Raw genomic sequence first — 18,034 nt, forward strand, 5'->3', positions numbered from 1 at the left:
GCCGCGGCGCGATTGCGCTGCGCGAGGCCTCGACTTCATGGGCTGTTTTTGTCCAGGTGCGGAGCCAGCAGGCTTTCCAGCCAGTCGATGAACAGGCGCAGCCGGGACGAGCGCTGGTGCCGGTGCGGATACAGCACGGTCACTTCCATCGGCGGCGCGGGCCAGTGCGGCAGCACTTCGACCAGGGCGCGCTTTTCCAGCAGATCTTCCACGTCGAAGCGCGGTACCTGTATCAGTCCCAGCCCCGCGCGGCAGCATGCGATGTAGGTCTCGACGTTGTTCACCAGCACCGGGTGGCGCATGCTGACGGTGCGCAGGCAATCGTTCGCGTCCAGGTAGTCCCATGTGGCCGCCTGTCCGGGGCTCGATGCGTAACCAATGGCCCAGTGACGGTCCAGATTGTCCGGATGCTCGGGATGGCCGTGCTGTTCCAGGTAGTCCGGGCTGGCGCAGTTGACCATGCGCACACGTCCGAGAGGTCGTGCTGCAAGGCTGCTGTCCTGCACGCTGCCGACGCGCACGACGCAGTCCACGCCGTCTTGCGCGAGGTTGATGTTGCGGTCGCTGGCGCCCAGCGTAAGAACGAATCGAGGGTGCTGCGCCAGCAGCTCTGGCAATGCGGGTGCCAATAGCCGGCGCGCAATGCGGCTGGGCACGTCGACATGCAGGCCGCCGACAACCTGCCGCCGCCCGGAACTGAACAGTTGCTCGATCTCTTCCGCGTCGGCCAGCAGCGGCGTCAGGCGCTCCAGCAGGCGCTGGCCATCGGGCGTCAGGCTGACTTGGCGAGTGGTCCGGTGCAGCAGGCATGTTTCCAGCGTGCGTTCGAGACCTTGCACGGCTGCCGACACGCTGGAGCGTGGAATGCCGAGCGCATTGGCGGCGCGGATGAAGCTGCGCGCCTCGACCACCTGAATGAAGATTCGGTACTGCTCCAGACGATCCATGATCACGCAGTCCGGCATGGCCGGTCAGTGAGGGCGTTCTGCATGGCTGCCATGCTCAGCCTTTCTTCAGCAGCACGAGAACCCAGAACGTGATGACGGGTACACCGAAAAGCACGAGATGGATTGGCAGTTCCTGTGCCAGCGTATAGCCATGCGACAGGCCGGTGCGCAGGTTCAGCAAGGTGACCGCCAGCCAGGCGACGGTGAACAGCGCAGCGGCAATCTTGCGTTGCGCCGAGGGTGTGAACCACAGCGTGATTGCGGTGGCTGCAAGGCCGAGCAGGATGATGATGGCTGTGCGCATGGCTTTTCCCTTGCTTGGGGAGCGCGCGGCGACGTGTCGCTCCCGGTGGCATGATACGCATCGACGCACCTGGCCGCCGTCGACGATGAAGACGAAACGGGAGCCGCCGGTGCTACTTGGTGGTGTAGCCGCCGTTGATCAGAATGGTCTGGCCGGTGATCCACCAGCCATCGGTCACCAGATGGCGGATGAAGGGCACGACGTCCTCGATATGGGTCAGCCCGGTCGGGCTGAAGGGTGACAGTGCCGCAGCGGTCTTGTGGTAGGCAACTGCGTCCGGGCCTTCAGCGGGGTAGAAGAAGGGGGTGTCCATGGGGCCGGGGCCGACGGCGGTGACGGAAATGCCCCGTGCGCCAAATTCCTTGGCGGCAGCGCGGGTGTAGTGCTCCACCGGCGCCTTGCCGCCCGCATAGGCGGCATAGAAAGGGGTGAATGCGCCCAGCAGTGAAGTCACCAGCGTCACCACCTTGCCATTGTCCGCCAGTTGCCTGCCCGCTTCGCGGATGAACAGGAAGGCGCTTTTGTTGTTGACGGCGTCCAGATCGTCGAACTCCTCTTCGCTGATCTCGACGATGGGCTTCTTCAACACTTTGCCCACGGTATTGACGGCCACGTCGATCTGGCCGAACTCCGCACGGACATCGGCAAACAGTTTTTCGACGTTCGCGCCTTTGGTCAGATCCCCCTGAAAGGCAGCGGCTTGCACACCCAGTGCCTTGACGGCGGCCACGGTGGCATCGGCTTCCGCCTTGCTGGCGTCGCTGTTGTAATGCACGGCCACGGCTTTTGCGCCTTGCGCGGCAAAATCGCGCGCGATCAAGCCGCCCAGGTTCTTGCCGCCACCCGCGATCAGAACGACCTTGTCTTTCAGTGAATGGTTTGCCATCGGAAAGCTCCTGTTTCGACACGGTTGCGAGGGATTGGAGTCTAGGCGGGTAGCGCTTCCGGATAAAGTGGCCATAGCTGGATGGACTGGTCAGTTTTGGCGGCCAAACGCGGGGACTGCTGCATGCACAGCTAGCACGTTTGCCGTCCGCTGCGAGGTTTTGAATGGCGCGATCGACCTGACGCGCACGCTCCATCGCCCCGCTTTGGTGTAGCCTTCGCCCTTTTCCGCCCATTGGGCATCGGGTCGGGGGATGGCGCAGGGGCTGCCGAATACGCGTTTCAACAGTGCCGCGCTGGTGCGGGCCTTGGCAGAGCTGGCTGTGGCGGATGCCGTGGAGCCCAGGCAGTCCTTTGCCGAGCGCCTGGGCGCGTGGCTGGATTTCAAGGATGCGCTGGCGCTGTATCCGGCACTGAATTCGGGCGCAGCTGCCGCCACCACAGCGCTTGTCACGGCATCTCCGGCAGCGAACGCGGCGGCCTTGCGTGCGGAGCTGGTGCGCATGCGGAGCGGCCTGGCGGAGAGCATCGCCGCCGCCGATGAGGCGGCGCGGGGCGGTGCCGATCCGGCTGCGGTCTGGCCGGAAGCGTTGGCCGAAGCTGCCGCCGACGCGCTTGCCGACCCCGCTGCGCCGAATTTCTCGCCGCTCCACCGCTATTACCTGGCCCGGCAGCGCAGCCTGGCGGGCGGCATCGCGCCCTTGCGGGCGCGGGCGCGGGCGGAAATGGCACGGCGGTCCGCCGTGCTGAAGCAGCTCGCCACGCTGGATGCGGTGATGGAACAGGCGCTGGCTGCGCGCGAAGCCGGCTTGCTGGCGCAGGTGCCGGTGTTGCTGGGCAAGCGCTTCGCCCGTCTGTCCGAGGCGCATGGCGCGCGGCCCGGCGCGGAATCGGCCGGAAGAGGTGAGGGCAAAAGCGGCGCTGAAACAAGCGGCGGAGCAGGGCAGGACGACGGCTCTGGCCGATGGATGCAGCCGGATGGCTGGCTGGCGCGCTTTTGCGCCGAGATGCAGCACGTGCTGCTGGCCGAACTGGACCTGCGGCTGATGCCGGTGGCGGGGCTGGTGGCGGCGCTGGATACGGAATCGACGGAACGGGAATGAACAGAAGCATGAGCGTGGCGGCCTTCCTGCTGGGGGGGGCCGTGGTGGTGTGGGTGGGCGCGGGCTATGTCGGACGCAGTCCGCTGGCCCTGGGAATGACGGTGCTGATCGGCCTGGTGTACCTGGCCGGTACGCTGGAACTGCTGCGCTTCGAGCGCGCCACGGCGGCGCTGCGGCAGGCGCTGGGCGCGCTTCCGGCCGCGGATGCGGGAGAAGGCGCCGGGGCGGCGGAGAGCAGCGCAGTGGCAGCCGGATTCGAACGCTGGCTGGGCGGCCTGCCGGTTTCGCTGCGCAACGCGGTGCGCCTGCGCGTCGAAGGCGAGCGCATCGGCCTGCCCGGCCCGGCGCTGACGCCCTATCTGGTGGGCATGCTGGTGCTGCTGGGCATGCTGGGCACTTTCCTGGGCATGGTGATGACGCTGGACGGCGCGGTGGCCGCGCTCGAAACCACCACCGATCTGCAGACCATCCGTGCGTCGCTGGCGGCGCCGGTGAAAGGGCTGGGCGTCGCCTTCGGCACTTCGGTCGCGGGCGTGGCAGCATCGGCGATGCTGGGGCTGATGTCGGCGCTGTGCCGCCGCGCACGCATGCAGGCTTCGCAACTGCTGGATGCCCGCATCGCCGGCGAACTGCGCGGCGCCTCGCTGGCGCATCAGCGCCAGAAGGCTTTCGCCGCCATCGAGCAACAGGCCCGCACGCTGCCGGCGCTGGTCGACAGCCTGCAGGCCATGATGGTGCAGATGGAGCGCCAGGGCAGGGAGTTGAACGAACATCTGACCGCCGGTCAGCAGCGTTTCCACGACGAAGCGCGCAGCGCCTATTCGGCGCTGGCCGCGTCGGTGGACACATCGCTGAAACACAGCCTGACCGAAAGCGCGCGCCTGGCCGGGCAGACCATCCAGCCGGTGGTGGCCGACACCATGGCCGGCATCGCGCGCGAGACGGCCGCGCTGCAGCAGCGCGTGGCCGACGGCGTGCAGGCGCAGCTCGATGGCGTGGCGCAACGTCTGGATCAAGCCACCACCCGCGTCGCCGACACCTGGACGGCGGCGCTCGCCCGCCATGAAGCCGATAGCGAGGCAATGGGCCGCAGGCTGGATGCTTCCCACGCCGCATGGGCCGAAGAATTCGCGCAGCGCGCCGCCGCCCTGCTGGCTTCGGTCGGAGACGCGCATGCCGGCCTGCTTACCGAGCTTGCGGCGGCGACCGAAGGCATCGCGCGCCACACCACCGAACTGCACATGCGCGTGGCCGATGCCCTGCAGGCGCGCTTCGACGGGCTGGCGGCACGCTTCGATGCCGGTGCCGGCAGTGCGGCCGAAGCCTGGGTGAAGGCGCTGGCCGGCCACGAGCACAGCAGCCGGACGACGAGCGCCGAACTGCGGCAGGCCTTGCAGGCTTTTGCCGATACTTTCGCGCAGCGCTCGGCCGGGCTGGTGGAGCAGGTGGGGACGCAATTGTCCGCGCTGCAGGCTGAACTGGCCGCGCAGGATGCGGCCCGGCAGGCTGCGCAGGCACAGGCACTGGATGCGATGGCGGCCGCCTTGCGCGACGAATGGCGCCAGGCGGGTGAACAGGCCGGCATGCGGCAGCAGGACGTTCTCGCCCGCCTGGAGGAAACCGCGCGCAGCCTGAGCGCGGCCACGCAGGAACAGGCCAGCCGCACCATCGAACAGGTCGGCGGCCTGCTGCAGACCGCCGCCGAAGCACCGCGCGCCGCGGCCGAAGTGATCGGCGAGCTGCGGCAGGAACTGTCGGCCAGCATCGCGCGCGACAATGCCGCGCTGGCCGAGCGCAGCCGCATCATGGAGACCCTGGGCGGCTTGCTGGATGCGATCAACCATGCGTCCACCGAGCAGCGCCAGGCGATCGACGCGCTGGTCGCCTCGTCGGCGTCGGCGCTGGAACGTGCCGGCGCCGGCTTCGCGCAACGCATCGAGGCCGAATCCCTGCGGCTCGACGAAACCGCCGGCCAGATCGCGGGCGGCGCGGTCGAGGTGGCGAGCCTGGCCGAAGCTTTCGGGCTGGCGGTGCAGCTCTTCAGCGAATCCAACGACAAGCTGATGGCGGGCTTGCAGCGCATCGAAAGCGCGCTGGAAAAATCCATGACACGCAGCGACGAGCAACTGGCCTATTACGTGGCGCAGGCGCGCGAGATCATCGACCTCAGCCTGATGTCGCAGCAGCGCATCGTCGAGGACCTGCGGCAGCGCCCGGCCGGGGCGCCCGCCGGAGAAGCCTGAGCATGGAAGAAATCCACGGCAGCATCGAGGACTCCGCGCCGGCCTGGGGCGTGTTCGGCGACCTGATGTCGGGGCTGCTGGGCGCTTTCGTGCTGATCCTGATCGGCGTGCTGGGCGTGCAGCTCGAACTGGCGACCACGCTGGAAGCCGAAGTGCAGAAGCGGCGCGAGGCGGAGCAGCGCCGTGAAGCGCTGGAAAAGGCCCTGGCGGTGCCGCTGGCCAGCGGACGGGTGACGCTGGACGACGGGCGCATCGGCATCAGCGGCAGCGTGCTGTTCGCGCACAACTCCGCCGATCTGCAACTGGAAGGCCGCCAGTTGCTGCGAAGCCTGGTCCAGCCGCTGGCGGCCTACCTCGGCACGCGCGACGAGATGCTGATGGTCAGCGGCTTCACCGACGACAGGCCGGTGCTCGACAGCAACCGCCGCTTCGCCGACAACTGGGATTTGTCCGCCCAGCGTGCGCTGACCGTCACGCGCGCGCTGATCGAGGACGGCGTGCCGTCCTCGTCGGTGTTCGCTGCCGCCTTCGGCCCCGAGCAGCCGGTGGCATCGAACGACGACGCCGAAGGCCGCTCGCGCAACCGGCGGGTGGAGATGGCGCCGGTGCCGAAAACGCCGCAGAAGCCAGCGGAACAAACCGCCGCGCGCGATGGCTGACGAGACGCAGCCGTCCGGCGCGGCGCTGCCGGCCCCCGTCCGCAGCGGGTTCGCCGCCGGGTTTTCCACGGAGACCGAAGCGCCCCTGCGGTTTCGGCCGGGGTCGCTGCCCGACGCCGCGGCGGAAGATGGTGCGGCGGCCATCATCGATGCCTTGCGCAGCCGCGGCGCGGCGCGCTTCGATGCGGTCGCTTTCTACGTCATCGAAGCAATGTGGCGGCGCGGCGAACACCTGTGCGGCGCGGCACGCACGGCGCTGCAGCACAAGCTCGCGCGCCGGCTGGCCACGTTCCGGGAGCGCTTCGAGCGCGCCGGTGGCGAAACTGGGGCAGGCGCCGGTCTCCAGGTGCCACCGCGGGGCCGCAGCCCGCTCGCCGAACTGCTCGCCCATGCCGCCCGCAGCGGCGCCAACGCCGCCGCTCCGGCTCAGGCGGCATCGCCGGTCGGCCCCGGCACGCCTGCCGTCGAGCTGAAATCCCTGCGCTACTTCGGCAGCACCTGGTCGCGCCTCAGCCTGGAGCAGCAATTGTCGCAGGCGCTGGCTCAGGCGCCGGACAATGCCGGGCCGCTCAATTCGCATTTCCTCGTGCTGCAGGCACTGATCCGCATGCGTGACATCGCGCCGCAATATCTGGAAAACTTCATGTCCTATGCGGATGCGCTGCTGTGGCTGGATCTGCTCGACCCGGGGAAAGGGGCAGGGTCGAAGTCCGGTTCGCAGAAGACGGCCGCGCGAAAGCCGGCAACGCGGAAAACGGGACAGCGGAAAACGCGTGGCTGACGGAGCGGGAAGAATGATCAGGCAAGACAGGGAGATTTCGATGCGATTCGTTCTGGGACTGGCTGTTCTGATCTCCGCGCCAAATCTCGCCGCGCAGCCCTATCAGCAGGAAGAGATCGAGTTCCGCCAGGGCAGCGAATTGCTGTCATGGTGCCGATCGGAAGCGGAGGCCTATTTCGCCGGCAAGGGTATTGCGACCTGGCAGCGGAGCGGGCGCCACCATGAAAAGGGGAATCTCCTGATCGTGGAAGGAAGCCTCCGTACCGGGGACAAGGATGTTTCCGTGAGCTGCCGGGTGGCAAAAGGCGCACGGGAGCGCCATGCGGTTATCGAGGTCCACGACGAACCGTAAGACCGGCCCCGGAAGTGCCGGATTGCTCCGCCGGGGAGCCTGAGCGGCCAGGACTGGAGGATGGGAGACGATTTCGATGAGCCCATCGACGTGCTGATTGCCCAGTCGGCCGCCGAGCCGCTGATTCTGCTCACCGCAGATGGAAGATTGGCCCGATATGGAAGCACCGTCCGGCTCATCGAGCGGCCCCGGCGTTGAGGAATCGCTTGCGTCCTGCCCTCAGGCCGCCTCGAAGTGCTCCAGCATCAACTGCACGCTCGACACCCCGTTGTATTCGTTGATGCCCAGCCGGTAGGCGGCATGGATCTGGCCGGCGGCACCGTCGGCGTGGTTGAAGCGGATGGCCTCGAAGCGGGTGCTGCCGCGCGACAGTTCGAGCTTGAGATGCTTGTCCTTGAGCACGCGCTGGCGCTCGACGCGGAAGACGTCGTCGAAGACCGGCGGCGGAAAGCCCTGGCCCCAGATTTCGTTGTCCAGCATGCGCACCGCGTCGAGGGCGAAATAGCCGGGCTCCAGGCTGCCGTCGGTGTCGATGCGGTGTTCGAGCTGGGCGGGGTCCAGTAGTTCGCCGACGACTTCCTCGAAGGCTTCGTCGAAGCGGCGCAGGTCGGCTTCGCGGATGCTCAGGCCGGCGGCCATGGCGTGGCCGCCGAAGCGTGCGATCAGGTCGGGGTGGCGCTTGGTGACGAGGTCGAGCGCGTCGCGCAGATGCAGGCCGGGGATCGAGCGGCCGGAGCCTTTCAGCTCGCCGTCGCTGCTGCGGGCGAAGGCGATGGTCGGGCGGTGCAGTCTTTCCTTGATGCGGCTGGCGACGAGGCCGATCACGCCCTGGTGCCAGTCGGGCTCGAACAGCGCGATGGTGGCGCGGCTGCCGGCGCTGATCTCGCCGTTGACGGCGAGGCGGGCGAGCGCTTCTTCCTGCATCCCGGCCTCGATGCTGCGGCGCTCGCGGTTGAGCCGATCGAGCTCCTGGGCGATGTGCATGGCGCGGCCGGCGTCGTCGGTGATCAGGCATTCGATGCCCAGGCTCATGTCCGACAGCCGGCCGGCGGCGTTCAGGCGCGGGCCGATCATGAAGCCGAGGTCGGTGGTGCTGGCGCGCGCCGGCTCGCGGCCAGCGAGCGAGAACAGCGCGCGGATGCCGGGCTGCAGGCGGCCGGCACGCATGCGGGCGAGGCCTTGGGCGACCAGGATGCGGTTGTTGCGGTCGAGTTTGACCACGTCGGCGACGGTGCCGAGGGCGACGAGGTCGAGCAGGTCGGCGAGGTTGGGTTCCTTGCCGCCGGCGAAGGCGCCGCGCTCGCGCAGTTCGGCGCGCAGCGCGAGCATGGTGTAGAACATGACGCCGACACCGGCCAGCGCCTTGCTGGGGAAGTCGCAGCCGGGCTGGTTGGGATTGACGATGACGTCGGCGTCGGGCAACTCGTCGCCGGGCAGGTGGTGGTCGGTGACGAGCGTCGCCATGCCGTGCGCTCGCGCGGCGGCGATGCCTTCGACGCTGGCGATGCCGTTGTCGACGGTGATCAGCACGTCCGGTTCGAGCCGGGCGGCGATCTCGACCATTGCCGGGGTGAGGCCGTAGCCGAGGGTGACGCGGTCCGGCACCAGGTAATGCACGTCGGCGCCGAAGGCGCGCAGCGCGCGCATGCCGACGGCACAGGCGGTGGCGCCGTCGCAGTCGTAGTCGGCGACGATGACCATGCGCGCGCCGGCCTCGATGGCATCGGCCAGCAGTTGTGCGGCTTCGCGGGTGCCGGTGAGGGCTTCGGGCGGCAGCAGGTGCTTGAGGCTGGTGTCGAGCTCGTCGGCGCGGCTGATGCCGCGGGCGGCGTAAAGGCGGGCGAGCAGGGGGTGCAGGCCGGCATCGGCGAGGCGGCCGAGGGCTTGCGGCGAAACGGGGCGGGACTGGATGCGGGTCATCGGTCGGTGTCGGGATGCGTGGGCGGCGGCGCCGTGGGCAGCTCAGTGGGCGCCGGCGCGATGGACTTCAGCAGGACGTCGAAGGCATGGGGTTTGCGCCAGAACTTCCAGCGGTCGGTGCTGCGCACTTCGACTTCCAGCGTGCCACGGTCGCTCGGCGCGCTGAGGCGCAAGGTTTTCAACTGCCCATTCTGCACGGCAGCGGCCAGCGGCGCGAACCAGTTGCGCTCGATGGCCTGCAAGCCGTCGCGCCAGGCGTCGAGGTCGAGCTGCTGGGCGGGCTTGCGAAGTGCATCGAGCACGACCAGGGTGTCCTGGCGCAGGGCACTGGCGGGGTCGGGCGCGCTTGCCGGTACGCCGGCGGCGCGGGCGAAACCGAGGCTGAGCGGATCGGTGGCCTGCACGGCCTTGGCGGGGGCAAGCGGGGCGGTTTCGACTTCGCCCGCGCCCCACAGCCACAGGCTGTTGACCGCACGCAAACCCGCGTCTTCGCGCGCGCGGCTGGCGGCATGGTTGTGCAGCACGATCTGGGCCTCGTTCATGGTGCGCTGCCACAGCCGGGCGTCCTCGCCTTCGGGCAGGAAATGCTTGACCGGCCGGCCGATGACGTCGTCCAGCGGATAGAGCGTGGCGCGGGTGGGCTTGTCGAGCCGCAGGTACCAGCGCGTCGGGGTGCAGACTTCGAAGCGGCCCAGATCTGCGAATACATCGTTGAGGGCGGTGACGAGGGTATTGGCCTCGTCCATCGCGAGCTCGCCATCGGCAAAGGCGTACAGCAGCAGGTGCTCGCGGGCGAAGGAGAGATTGACCGGATCGGCGCACAGCCAGTGGCTGCCGGGTGGCGGCGCCGCGGCATCCGTTTCGCCCAGGCGGCGCAGCATGCCGAGCGGCAGTCCGCCGCCTTCCAGGCCGAACAGGCGGGCGAGCTGGCGGTCGTAGGGTTCGAATTCACGGACAAGTCGCCGCCCGCGGCCGAGCAGCGCGGCCAGGCCGTCCAGTGCAAGCCCGGAAGCCGGGCCGAGCAGCGTGGCGGCGGGCCACAGCAGGCCGGGAATCAGGAGATGGATCTGCATCGGAAGCGCGCGGATGGAAAGCGGCGCGAGTCTAGCATGCGGCTGCCGGCATACGTCGGCCCGGGTCCTGGAGGGCAGGGTGGCATGGCTGTCCGGCAGCGGATATCGCTTGACAATCCAGGGGTGACGGTGTTCACTTGATTCACGAAAGGCAATCAAACGATTCAAGGAAGCGTCATGAGCAAATCGAAGGCAGGACACGCCGCACACGAGCCCGGCGCAGCCTATGCGTTTGCTCGCGGGCATTCGGCTGCGGGCGCCAGCATCGAGCACTATCTGCATGCCAGGTCCGCGCTCGAACGCGACCACATGGTGCGCGAAGGCTTCGAGGTCGGTTCGCTGGACAGCTTCGCCAACCGCTTCGGCCGCAGCGGGCGCAGTCTTGCGCAACTGCTCGGCGTGGCACCTGCGACCTACGACCGCCGCGTGCGCGAGGGCAAGCCGCTGTCGCAGGACGATTCCGACCGGGTTGCGCGGCTGATAGACGTCGAGCGCGCGGCTGCGCGGGTGTTCGGCGATGAAGAGGCCGCCCGGGAATGGCTTGCGGCGCCGGTGCCGGTTCTCGGTGGCGCGGTGCCGATCGAACTGCTCGCCACCACGCCCGGCCACCAGGCGGTCATCAACGCCCTGCGCCGCATCATGGCCGGGACCGCGGCCTGATGGCCATCCTGTGGCGGCTGGCACAGGACTGGATCGATTTCGACACCGGCATGGTGCTGTGCGCGGCAGAGGACTTCGGCTGCGCCGGCACTGGCGCGGCGACGGTGGGCGGACGCTGGAACAGCGTCGGCACGCCGGTGATCTATCTGGCCGACAGCCTGGCGCTGGCGCAACTCGAAAAGCGCGTCCATACGCCTCGCCAGCCGCCGCGCGGCATGATCGCGGTGGAGGCGAGGCTGCCCGCCGCCTCGCTGGCCGCGGCGCATGCCGTCGAGCCGCCGGAAGGCTGGGACGAGGCCAATGTGGACTGGTCGGTGGGCTGCGCCGAAAGCCAGGCACTGGGCGATGAATGGGTGAAGGCGGGCGCCATGCTGCTGATGCGGGTGCCGTCGGTCGTGGTGCCGGTGGGCTGGAATTACCTGTTGAACCCCGCACATCCGGATGCGAAAAAAGTGCGGACCCGGCGCATCGAACATCGGCCCGATCCGCGCCTGTGGTGAATGGGGTAGGCTCGCTGGGTTGTCGATGCGCCTTATTCGACCGGCGCAAAGCCATAGTACGACCCGTACGCAGACGGAGCCGGTGCGTAGGCGGCGACCTTGATCGCATCGGCCAGGCTGATCTTGTCGGTGAAGCCGTCGATGCCACCCGCGTCCTCGTTCCACTTCGCCTTGATCTCCCGTTCCGAGAGGCCGTTGAGGCGGAGGTTCTCGTCGAGACGCTCCGAGCGATATTCGAAAGCCGTATCGTGGGCGATGAACAGCGTGTGCGGGCAGGCAGTGATCCGGGTCTCGTCCTCGGGGTCGGCGCCCATGACGCGAACACCGCAGAACGGGCAATGGACCGGCGTGTAATAGAAGGTCTTGAGTTCGGTTCGTTGTATGAGTCCGGGCATTGGATCTTCCTTGTTCGATAGGGATTGTCGGGCGGCCTTGCACCTGCGGATGGCGCAGGAGATGGCCGCAATGGGGGCCATCTTCCAGAAGCCTGAAAACAAAAGGCCCGACTCTTTTGTCGGGCCTTTCGTCGATCTGTAGAGACGGCCTGCGCCACAAGCGCAGGGCCGCAACACAGTTTCAGTCAGCGGCGCGAATGTTCGACGCTTGCAGACCCTTGGGGCCGGTGGTCACGTCGAAGCTGACGCGCTGGCCTTCCGCGAGGGTCTTGAAACCCTGGCCCTGGATGGCGGAGAAGTGGGCGAAAAGGTCATCACCACCCGCTTCCGGCGTGATGAAGCCAAAACCCTTGGAATCGTTGAACCACTTGACGGTACCTGTTGCCATGTCCTGAATCTCCTGAAAATGAGGAAAACCCCCCTCTGACTGGGGCGAGTTTCAAGAAGGCGAGGTATGACTTGGGGGAATAAAACCGAGGAATCGGATGCTAGACCAACAAACACAGACTACACGACTTGAACATCGCTGCGGCGCAGTATGAATGAAACATTCAACCAAAGATACTCATTTCTTTGCGCGCGGCGGCGCAGCGAGCCCGCGAGGCCTTCCCCGGCGCCGCACCTCTGCATGTCCGGCAAGCAAACGCCGGCTTTGCTTCAGCCGGGCGCAGGCGTGGTGTGCGAGCGATCATGGATTGCCGCCGCGAACACCCGCCGGCGCGCGGCACCGTACAATGGCGGCCATGAAATCGAACATGTTTTCCGGAGCCGAATCAGCGGCTTCCAGCATTGCCGCGGACGCGCTCCCCGGCCATCGCGCTGCGTCTTTCCTGCCGATGTCGCGCAAGGAGATGGACGAGCTCGGCTGGGATGCGTGCGACGTCATCCTCGTCACCGGCGACGCCTACATCGACCATCCCAGCTTCGGCATGGCGCTGGTCGGCCGCCTGCTCGAAGCGCACGGCTTTCGTGTCGGCATCATCAGCCAGCCGGACTGGCAGTCGGCCGAGCCTTTCCGAGCGCTGGGCAAACCCAGGCTGTATTTCGGCATCACCGCCGGCAACATGGATTCGCTGGTCAACCGCTACACCTCCGACCGCAAGATCCGCTCCGAGGATGCCTATACGCCCGATGCCGAGGCCGGCAGGCGCCCCGACCGCGCAGTCACGGTGTATGCGCAGCGCGCCCGCGAAGCCTTTCCGGATGCCAACATCGTCATCGGCAGCATCGAGGCCAGCTTGCGCCGCATCGCGCATTACGACTACTGGTCGGACAAGGTGCGGCGCTCGGTGCTGCCCGACTCCAAGGCCGACATGCTGCTGTTCGGCAACGCTGAGCGCGCGCTGGTGGCGCTGACCAAACGGTTGGCCGTTGGCGAGCCGATCGAGGCGATCCGCGATCTGCGCGGCACCGCCTTCATGGTCAAGCCGGGCTGGCTGCCGTCGGCGGCCTGGCACGAGACCGATTCGCTGGCGCTCGACCGGCCGGGCCGCATCGACGCCCATCCCGACCCCTACGCGATGGAGCCGGCTGCCGCTGCACCCAAGCCCACCGCCGACGGCGCGCAGCCGGTGCGCATCGTGCCGGCGGCCGAACGTGTCGCCGCCCGCCGCGTCGACCGCGCCCATACCGTGATCCGCCTGCCGTCCTTCGAGCAGGTCAAGGACGACGCGGTGATGTACGCCCACGCTTCGCGGGTGTTCCATCTGGAATCGAATCCCGGCAATGCCCGCGCGATGGTGCAGCGCCACGGCGAAGGCCCGGGTGCGCGCGACGTCTGGATCAACCCGCCGCCGCAGCCGCTGAGCACGCCCGAGATGGATTTCGTCTATGGCCGGCCCTATGCCCGCGCCCCGCACCCGGCCTACGGCGGTGCGCGCATCCCGGCCTGGGACATGATCAAGTTCTCGATCAACATCATGCGCGGCTGTTTCGGCGGTTGTACCTTCTGCTCGATCACCGAGCACGAGGGCCGCATCATCCAGAGCCGCTCGCACGAGTCGATCCTGCGCGAGATCGAGGACATCCGCGACAAGTCGCCCGACTTCAAGGGCCACATCACCGATCTCGGCGGCCCCACCGCCAACATGTACCGCATGGCCTGCAAGAGCAAGGCGATCGAGGAAAACTGCCGCCGGCTGTCCTGCGTGTATCCGGGCATCTGCGAGAATCTGAACACCGATCACTCCTCGCTGGTCGAACTCTACCGCAAGGCGAGGGCGCTGCCCGGCGTCAAGCGCATCACGATCGGCTCCGGGCTGCGCTACGACCTCGCCGTGCGCTCGCCCGAATACGTCAAGGAACTGGTCACGCACCACGTCAGCGGCCTGCTCAAGATCGCCCCCGAGCACACCGAGGAGAACACGCTCTCCAAGATGATGAAGCCGGGCATCGGCGCCTACGAGGAGTTCCGCCGCATGTTCGAGAAGTTCTCGGCGCAGGCGGGCAAGAAGCAGCATCTGGTGCCATACTTCATCGCCGCCCACCCCGGCACCACCGACGAGGACATGCTGAACCTGGCGCTGTGGCTGAAGAAGCACGATTTCCGCCTCGACCAGGTACAGACCTTCCTGCCCACGCCGATGGCGCTGGCGACGACGATGTACCACTCGCGCAAGAACCCCTTGAAGAAAGTGTCGGCCGACTCGGAAGCGGTCGAGACCGCGCGCGCGGGCAAGATCCGCAAGCTGCACAAGGCCTTCCTGCGCTGGCACGACCCCGAGAACTGGCCGATCCTGCGCGAGGGCCTGATGCGGATGGGGCGCGCCGACCTGATCGGCAACGGGCCGAACTGCCTGGTACCGCGCCAGCAGCCGGTACAGCCGGTGGCGAAAGGTGGGCGGCCGCCGGCCGCATCCTCGCGGCGCCCGCCGGGCGATGGCCGGGCGCCCTGCGCACCATTCGGGCGCAAGAACGGCAAACCGGCGGCGAAGCGCGCGCCGCGGTCGGGCCGCTGATCCGGCTACGGACGGCGGCGCATCAGCAGTACGCCGGCAAGCGCAGCCAGCAGCAGCGTGCCCGTCGGCGGTTCGGGTACGGCGATGGCGGCGAGGAAACGGTCCGCGAGCAGGCGATGGCCGGCAGTGGTGGGGTGGACGCCGTCGAAGAACAAGGCGCCTTCGCAGCCGGCGGGCGAGGTCACGCAGGGCGTGACGACGTCGGTGAAGCCGAAGCGGGCGGCGTCGGAGATCACTTCGTCGAGGAAAGCGGCGGTATCGAAGAACATCAGGCGCAGTCCGCCGGGGATGCCCGGGACGAAGCCGCTGCGGGCGAGATCGAGCGCGTCGGCGAGGGCATCGTTGAAGCCGCGCGAGAGAGCATCGAGCGCAGCCTGCTGCTGCGGCTCCAGGCTGAGTCCGAACGGGGTCCGTGACAGATTGGGCATGTTCGGCACGAGGATGTCCGTCGCTCCGGCGCTGGCCAGCAGCCCGACCGAGGTGATCAGATTCGAGACGGCGGTGCCGGCCGCGGCAAGAAGGTCGGTGCCCTGGCTGAGGGCGAGGAAGAAGTCGTTGGGCGCGGCCCACAGCATGAACAGCGAGCTTGCCGGATCGAAGGCCGGTGCGCTGCCGACGAAACCTGCGACCTGGGCCAGGGCGCCGCTTTGCCCGAGTGCCGGTGGCAGCGCTGCGGGGGACGAAATCTCGTAGTTGTAGTTCTGCGTTCCGCTGGTCGCGCCGCCGACGGCGAAGTTGGTGCCGCCTGCTGTCGACGGCCGCAGGTCGATGCCGAGGCGGCCGGCGAGGTATTCGGCGGCGGTGGGGCCGTCGGAGAACTGCTCCGCATAGGGCGGAGAGACAGGCCAGATGCCGCCGCTGAGAGCGTAGGCGTTGCCGTTGTCGGACAGGCTGTCGCCGAACACGTACATCGAGGTGTAGGCGGCGTGGCTCAGAGGTGCGAACAGCAGCGTTGCGGCGAGCAGCAGGATGCGGATCATGGTCGTTTTCCTCGGCGTGGTGATCGGGATTCGATGGTCGGCGCCGCGCCTCGGCCGGATCTGCGGCAGGGGCGCGGGCAGGACAGGTTCAGCGTAGAAGCATGCGCTGCGTTACGCCATCGTGATTTTCCCGCGCCCGTGTCGGAACGGCGGCGAGGCATTTGCCCGGCCTGCTTACAGTCGGACATCGATCGGGCTGGTCACGATCGCCTCTGCGCGGGCACAATGCCGGGCTTGCTGGACAGACCTGCCGAACCTTTTCCGATGCTCTACGAATTTCTCGTCGGCCTGCGCTACACGCGCTCGCGCAAGCGGGCACAGGGGCGCAACCGCTTCATTTCCTTCATTTCGCTGGTGTCGATGTTCGGCATCGCGCTTGGCGTCGCGGCGCTGATCGTGGTGTTGTCGGTGATGAACGGCTTTCAGGAAGAATTGCGCTCGCGCATCCTCGGCGTGGCTTCGCACGTCCAGGTGCAGAGCTTCGACGGCGGCCTGCGCGACTGGCAGCGGGTGGCCGACGAGGCCATGCGCCATCCCGCGGTGAAGGCTGCCGCGCCCTACGTGCAGGAGCAGGGCATGCTGTCCTTCGACGAAGGCGTGCGCGGCACCGTCGTGCGCGGCGTCGTCCCGAGCGAGGAGGACAAGGTCGCGGATTTCGGCCAGTACATGAAGGCGGGCAGCTTCGATGCGCTGCAGCCCGGCCGCTTCGGCATCGTGCTCGGCCGCGACCTGGCCCAGGCGCTGCGCGTGCAGCTCGGCGACAAGATCACCCTGATCGCGCCGCAAGGCCTGGTGACGCCTGCAGCGGTGCTGCCGCGGGTGAAGCAGTTCGAACTGGTCGGTGTGTTCGAGGCCGGCATGTACGAATACGACTCCGGCCTGGCGCTGGTGCATGTGGCCGACGCCCAGGCGCTGTACCGGCTGGGCGATGCGGTGAGCGGCGTGCGGCTGAAGCTGGACGATCTGTTCGCCGCGCCGCGCGTTGCCCGCGAGCTGGCGATGCAGATTTCCGTGCCCGGCCTGATGATCCACGACTGGACGCGCAGCCACGCGAACTTCTTCCGCGCCGTGGCGCTGGAGAAGACGATGATGACGCTGATCCTGTTCCTGATCGTCGCGGTGGCGGCCTTCAACATCGTGTCGACGCTGGTGATGGCGGTCCAGGAAAAATATGCCGACATCGCCATCCTGCGCACGCTGGGCGCCAGCCCGGCCTCGATCATGGGCATCTTCGTGCTGCAGGGCTCGATCATCGGCCTGGTCGGCCTGCTGGCCGGCGTGGCAGGCGGGCTGGCGATCGCCGGCAACCTCGACGTCGTCATTCCGGCGCTGGAGACGCTGACCGGCGCGACGCTGTGGAACAAGGAAATCTACTACATCAAGGAACTGCCCTCGAAAGTGCTGCCGGCGGACGTGATCAGCATCGTCTCGGTATCCTTCGTGCTGACCCTGCTGGCAGCGCTGTATCCGAGCTGGCGGGCGTCGCGGGTGAATCCGGCGGAGGCGCTGCGCTATGAGTGACACGGTGATCAAGCCGGGCGAGCCGGTACTGGCCTGCGACGGCCTGGCCAAGCAATTCCGCGAGGGCGCGGATGCGGTGGCGGTGCTCGACGGCGTGAGCCTGTCGATCGGGCGCGGTGAGCGGGTGGCGATCGTCGGCGCTTCCGGTTCGGGCAAGAGCACGCTGCTGCATCTGCTGGGCGGGCTGGACGTGCCGAGTGCCGGCTCGGTGCGGCTGATGGGACGTGACTTCTCCACCCTGTCCGAGCGCGAGCGCGGCCGGCTGCGCAATGTGGCGCTGGGCTTCGTCTATCAGTTCCATCACCTGCTGCCGGAATTCTCCGCGCTGGAGAACGTCGCCATGCCGCTCTACATCCGCCGCGTCGGCAAGGCCGAGGCGGACGCACAGGCGGCGGCCATGCTGCGCGAAGTCGGCCTCGGGCACCGGCTCGACCATGCACCGGGCGAACTCTCCGGCGGAGAGCGCCAGCGTGCCGCGATCGCGCGCGCGCTGGTGTCGCAGCCCGCCTGCGTGCTGGCCGACGAGCCTACCGGAAACCTCGACCGGCGCACCGCCGAAGCGGTGTTCGAGCTGATGCTGTCGCTCAACGAGCGCCTGGCGACCAGCTTCGTCATCGTGACCCATGACGAAACCCTGGCCGCCCGTGCGCAGCGCAGCCTGCGGCTCGACGACGGCCGGCTGAACTGAGACTTGCGTCACACTGATGGGCCCATTGGCAGGGGAGAGCGCAGCGGATTGATCAGGGTCATAAAG

19 protein-coding genes are annotated in these 18,034 nt (G+C 67.9%); 11 read left to right on the top strand and 8 right to left on the bottom strand.

Going from position 1 to position 18,034, the window contains the following annotated elements; all coding sequences use genetic code 11:
• Positions 1-35: 35 nt before the first annotated feature.
• The 3 genes from ACNQFN_RS09580 to ACNQFN_RS09590 all read right to left on the bottom strand — a co-directional run bounded on the left by ACNQFN_RS09580 (position 36) and on the right by ACNQFN_RS09590 (position 2,212).
• Positions 36-947 carry a LysR family transcriptional regulator gene (locus tag ACNQFN_RS09580; RefSeq protein ID WP_068637661.1) on the bottom strand — a complete coding sequence of 304 codons (912 nt, stop codon included), beginning with the start codon at positions 945-947 and terminating at the stop codon, positions 36-38.
• 55 nt (positions 948-1,002) lie between these two features.
• Positions 1,003-1,251 carry a hypothetical protein gene (locus tag ACNQFN_RS09585; RefSeq protein WP_068637597.1) on the bottom strand — a complete coding sequence of 83 codons (249 nt, stop codon included), beginning with the start codon at positions 1,249-1,251 and terminating at the stop codon, positions 1,003-1,005.
• Positions 1,252-1,363: 112 nt separating this feature from the next.
• On the bottom strand, positions 1,364-2,212 hold the full coding sequence (locus ACNQFN_RS09590; RefSeq protein ID WP_418648672.1) for an SDR family oxidoreductase: 849 nt from the start codon (positions 2,210-2,212) through the stop codon (positions 1,364-1,366).
• Positions 2,213-2,390: 178 nt separating this feature from the next.
• Here ACNQFN_RS09590 and ACNQFN_RS09595 point away from each other — a divergent pair, with 178 nt between their 5' ends.
• From ACNQFN_RS09595 to ACNQFN_RS09620, 6 genes are read left to right on the top strand one after another with little or no spacing between them, the layout of a single operon-like run.
• Complete coding sequence (locus tag ACNQFN_RS09595; protein ID WP_418648673.1) at positions 2,391-3,239, top strand: DUF3348 family protein; 849 nt, start codon at positions 2,391-2,393, stop codon at positions 3,237-3,239.
• Positions 3,236-5,482 carry a DUF802 domain-containing protein gene (locus ACNQFN_RS09600; RefSeq protein WP_068637603.1) on the top strand — a complete coding sequence of 749 codons (2,247 nt, stop codon included), beginning with the start codon at positions 3,236-3,238 and terminating at the stop codon, positions 5,480-5,482. The genes ACNQFN_RS09595 and ACNQFN_RS09600 overlap by 4 nt, the downstream gene beginning before the upstream one ends.
• A gap of 2 nt (positions 5,483-5,484) precedes the next feature.
• Positions 5,485-6,141, top strand: a complete 657-nt coding sequence (locus ACNQFN_RS09605; RefSeq protein WP_068637605.1) for an OmpA family protein — start codon at positions 5,485-5,487, stop codon at positions 6,139-6,141.
• The gene (locus ACNQFN_RS09610) at positions 6,134-6,922 is read left to right on the top strand and encodes a DUF2894 domain-containing protein (RefSeq protein ID WP_083953636.1); all 789 of its coding nucleotides are present in this window, start codon (positions 6,134-6,136) and stop codon (positions 6,920-6,922) included. Before ACNQFN_RS09605 ends, ACNQFN_RS09610 begins: the two co-directional genes overlap by 8 nt.
• 13 nt (positions 6,923-6,935) lie before the next feature.
• Positions 6,936-7,274 (top strand): hypothetical protein, encoded by a 339-nt coding sequence (locus tag ACNQFN_RS09615; protein WP_068637607.1) that lies wholly within the window; start codon positions 6,936-6,938, stop codon positions 7,272-7,274.
• Positions 7,275-7,334: 60 nt separating this feature from the next.
• A complete protein-coding gene (locus tag ACNQFN_RS09620; RefSeq protein WP_174524541.1) occupies positions 7,335-7,472 on the top strand; it encodes a hypothetical protein in 138 nt (45 codons plus the stop codon).
• Positions 7,473-7,493: 21 nt separating this feature from the next.
• Here ACNQFN_RS09620 and recJ read toward each other — a convergent pair whose 3' ends face one another.
• A complete protein-coding gene (gene recJ / locus ACNQFN_RS09625) occupies positions 7,494-9,194 on the bottom strand; it encodes a single-stranded-DNA-specific exonuclease RecJ (protein ID WP_068637609.1) in 1,701 nt (566 codons plus the stop codon).
• Positions 9,191-10,267 carry a hypothetical protein gene (locus tag ACNQFN_RS09630; protein ID WP_418648674.1) on the bottom strand — a complete coding sequence of 359 codons (1,077 nt, stop codon included), beginning with the start codon at positions 10,265-10,267 and terminating at the stop codon, positions 9,191-9,193. Before ACNQFN_RS09630 ends, recJ begins: the two co-directional genes overlap by 4 nt.
• 177 nt (positions 10,268-10,444) lie before the next feature.
• On the opposite strand from ACNQFN_RS09630, the gene ACNQFN_RS09635 reads away from it, so the two are divergent.
• On the top strand, positions 10,445-10,927 hold the full coding sequence (locus tag ACNQFN_RS09635; protein ID WP_068637613.1) for an antitoxin Xre/MbcA/ParS toxin-binding domain-containing protein: 483 nt from the start codon (positions 10,445-10,447) through the stop codon (positions 10,925-10,927).
• Positions 10,927-11,427: an RES family NAD+ phosphorylase gene (locus ACNQFN_RS09640; RefSeq protein WP_068637615.1), complete on the top strand. Its 501-nt coding sequence runs from the start codon at positions 10,927-10,929 to the stop codon at positions 11,425-11,427. The genes ACNQFN_RS09635 and ACNQFN_RS09640 overlap by 1 nt, the downstream gene beginning before the upstream one ends.
• A gap of 32 nt (positions 11,428-11,459) precedes the next feature.
• On the opposite strand, the gene ACNQFN_RS09645 is transcribed toward ACNQFN_RS09640, so the two are convergent.
• Together ACNQFN_RS09645 and ACNQFN_RS09650 are read right to left on the bottom strand one after the other, a co-directional pair.
• Positions 11,460-11,822 carry a hypothetical protein gene (locus ACNQFN_RS09645; protein ID WP_068637620.1) on the bottom strand — a complete coding sequence of 121 codons (363 nt, stop codon included), beginning with the start codon at positions 11,820-11,822 and terminating at the stop codon, positions 11,460-11,462.
• Positions 11,823-12,003: 181 nt separating this feature from the next.
• Positions 12,004-12,210 carry a cold-shock protein gene (locus tag ACNQFN_RS09650; RefSeq protein ID WP_068637622.1) on the bottom strand — a complete coding sequence of 69 codons (207 nt, stop codon included), beginning with the start codon at positions 12,208-12,210 and terminating at the stop codon, positions 12,004-12,006.
• A 448-nt stretch (positions 12,211-12,658) separates the two neighbouring features.
• On the opposite strand from ACNQFN_RS09650, the gene ACNQFN_RS09655 reads away from it, so the two are divergent.
• Positions 12,659-14,779: a YgiQ family radical SAM protein gene (locus tag ACNQFN_RS09655; RefSeq protein WP_068637665.1), complete on the top strand. Its 2,121-nt coding sequence runs from the start codon at positions 12,659-12,661 to the stop codon at positions 14,777-14,779.
• A 5-nt stretch (positions 14,780-14,784) separates the two neighbouring features.
• Here ACNQFN_RS09655 and ACNQFN_RS09660 read toward each other — a convergent pair whose 3' ends face one another.
• Positions 14,785-15,759, bottom strand: a complete 975-nt coding sequence (locus ACNQFN_RS09660; RefSeq protein WP_088178888.1) for an SGNH/GDSL hydrolase family protein — start codon at positions 15,757-15,759, stop codon at positions 14,785-14,787.
• Positions 15,760-16,023: 264 nt separating this feature from the next.
• Here ACNQFN_RS09660 and ACNQFN_RS09665 point away from each other — a divergent pair, with 264 nt between their 5' ends.
• The gene (locus ACNQFN_RS09665) at positions 16,024-17,280 is read left to right on the top strand and encodes a lipoprotein-releasing ABC transporter permease subunit (RefSeq protein WP_068637669.1); all 1,257 of its coding nucleotides are present in this window, start codon (positions 16,024-16,026) and stop codon (positions 17,278-17,280) included.
• Positions 17,273-17,968: a lipoprotein-releasing ABC transporter ATP-binding protein LolD gene (lolD, locus tag ACNQFN_RS09670; RefSeq protein WP_068637624.1), complete on the top strand. Its 696-nt coding sequence runs from the start codon at positions 17,273-17,275 to the stop codon at positions 17,966-17,968. Before ACNQFN_RS09665 ends, lolD begins: the two co-directional genes overlap by 8 nt.
• Positions 17,969-18,034 lie beyond the last annotated feature (66 nt).

It is taken from the genome of Thauera butanivorans (assembly GCF_048398245.1).
In the GTDB taxonomy this organism is placed as follows: domain Bacteria; phylum Pseudomonadota; class Gammaproteobacteria; order Burkholderiales; family Rhodocyclaceae; genus Thauera; species Thauera butanivorans.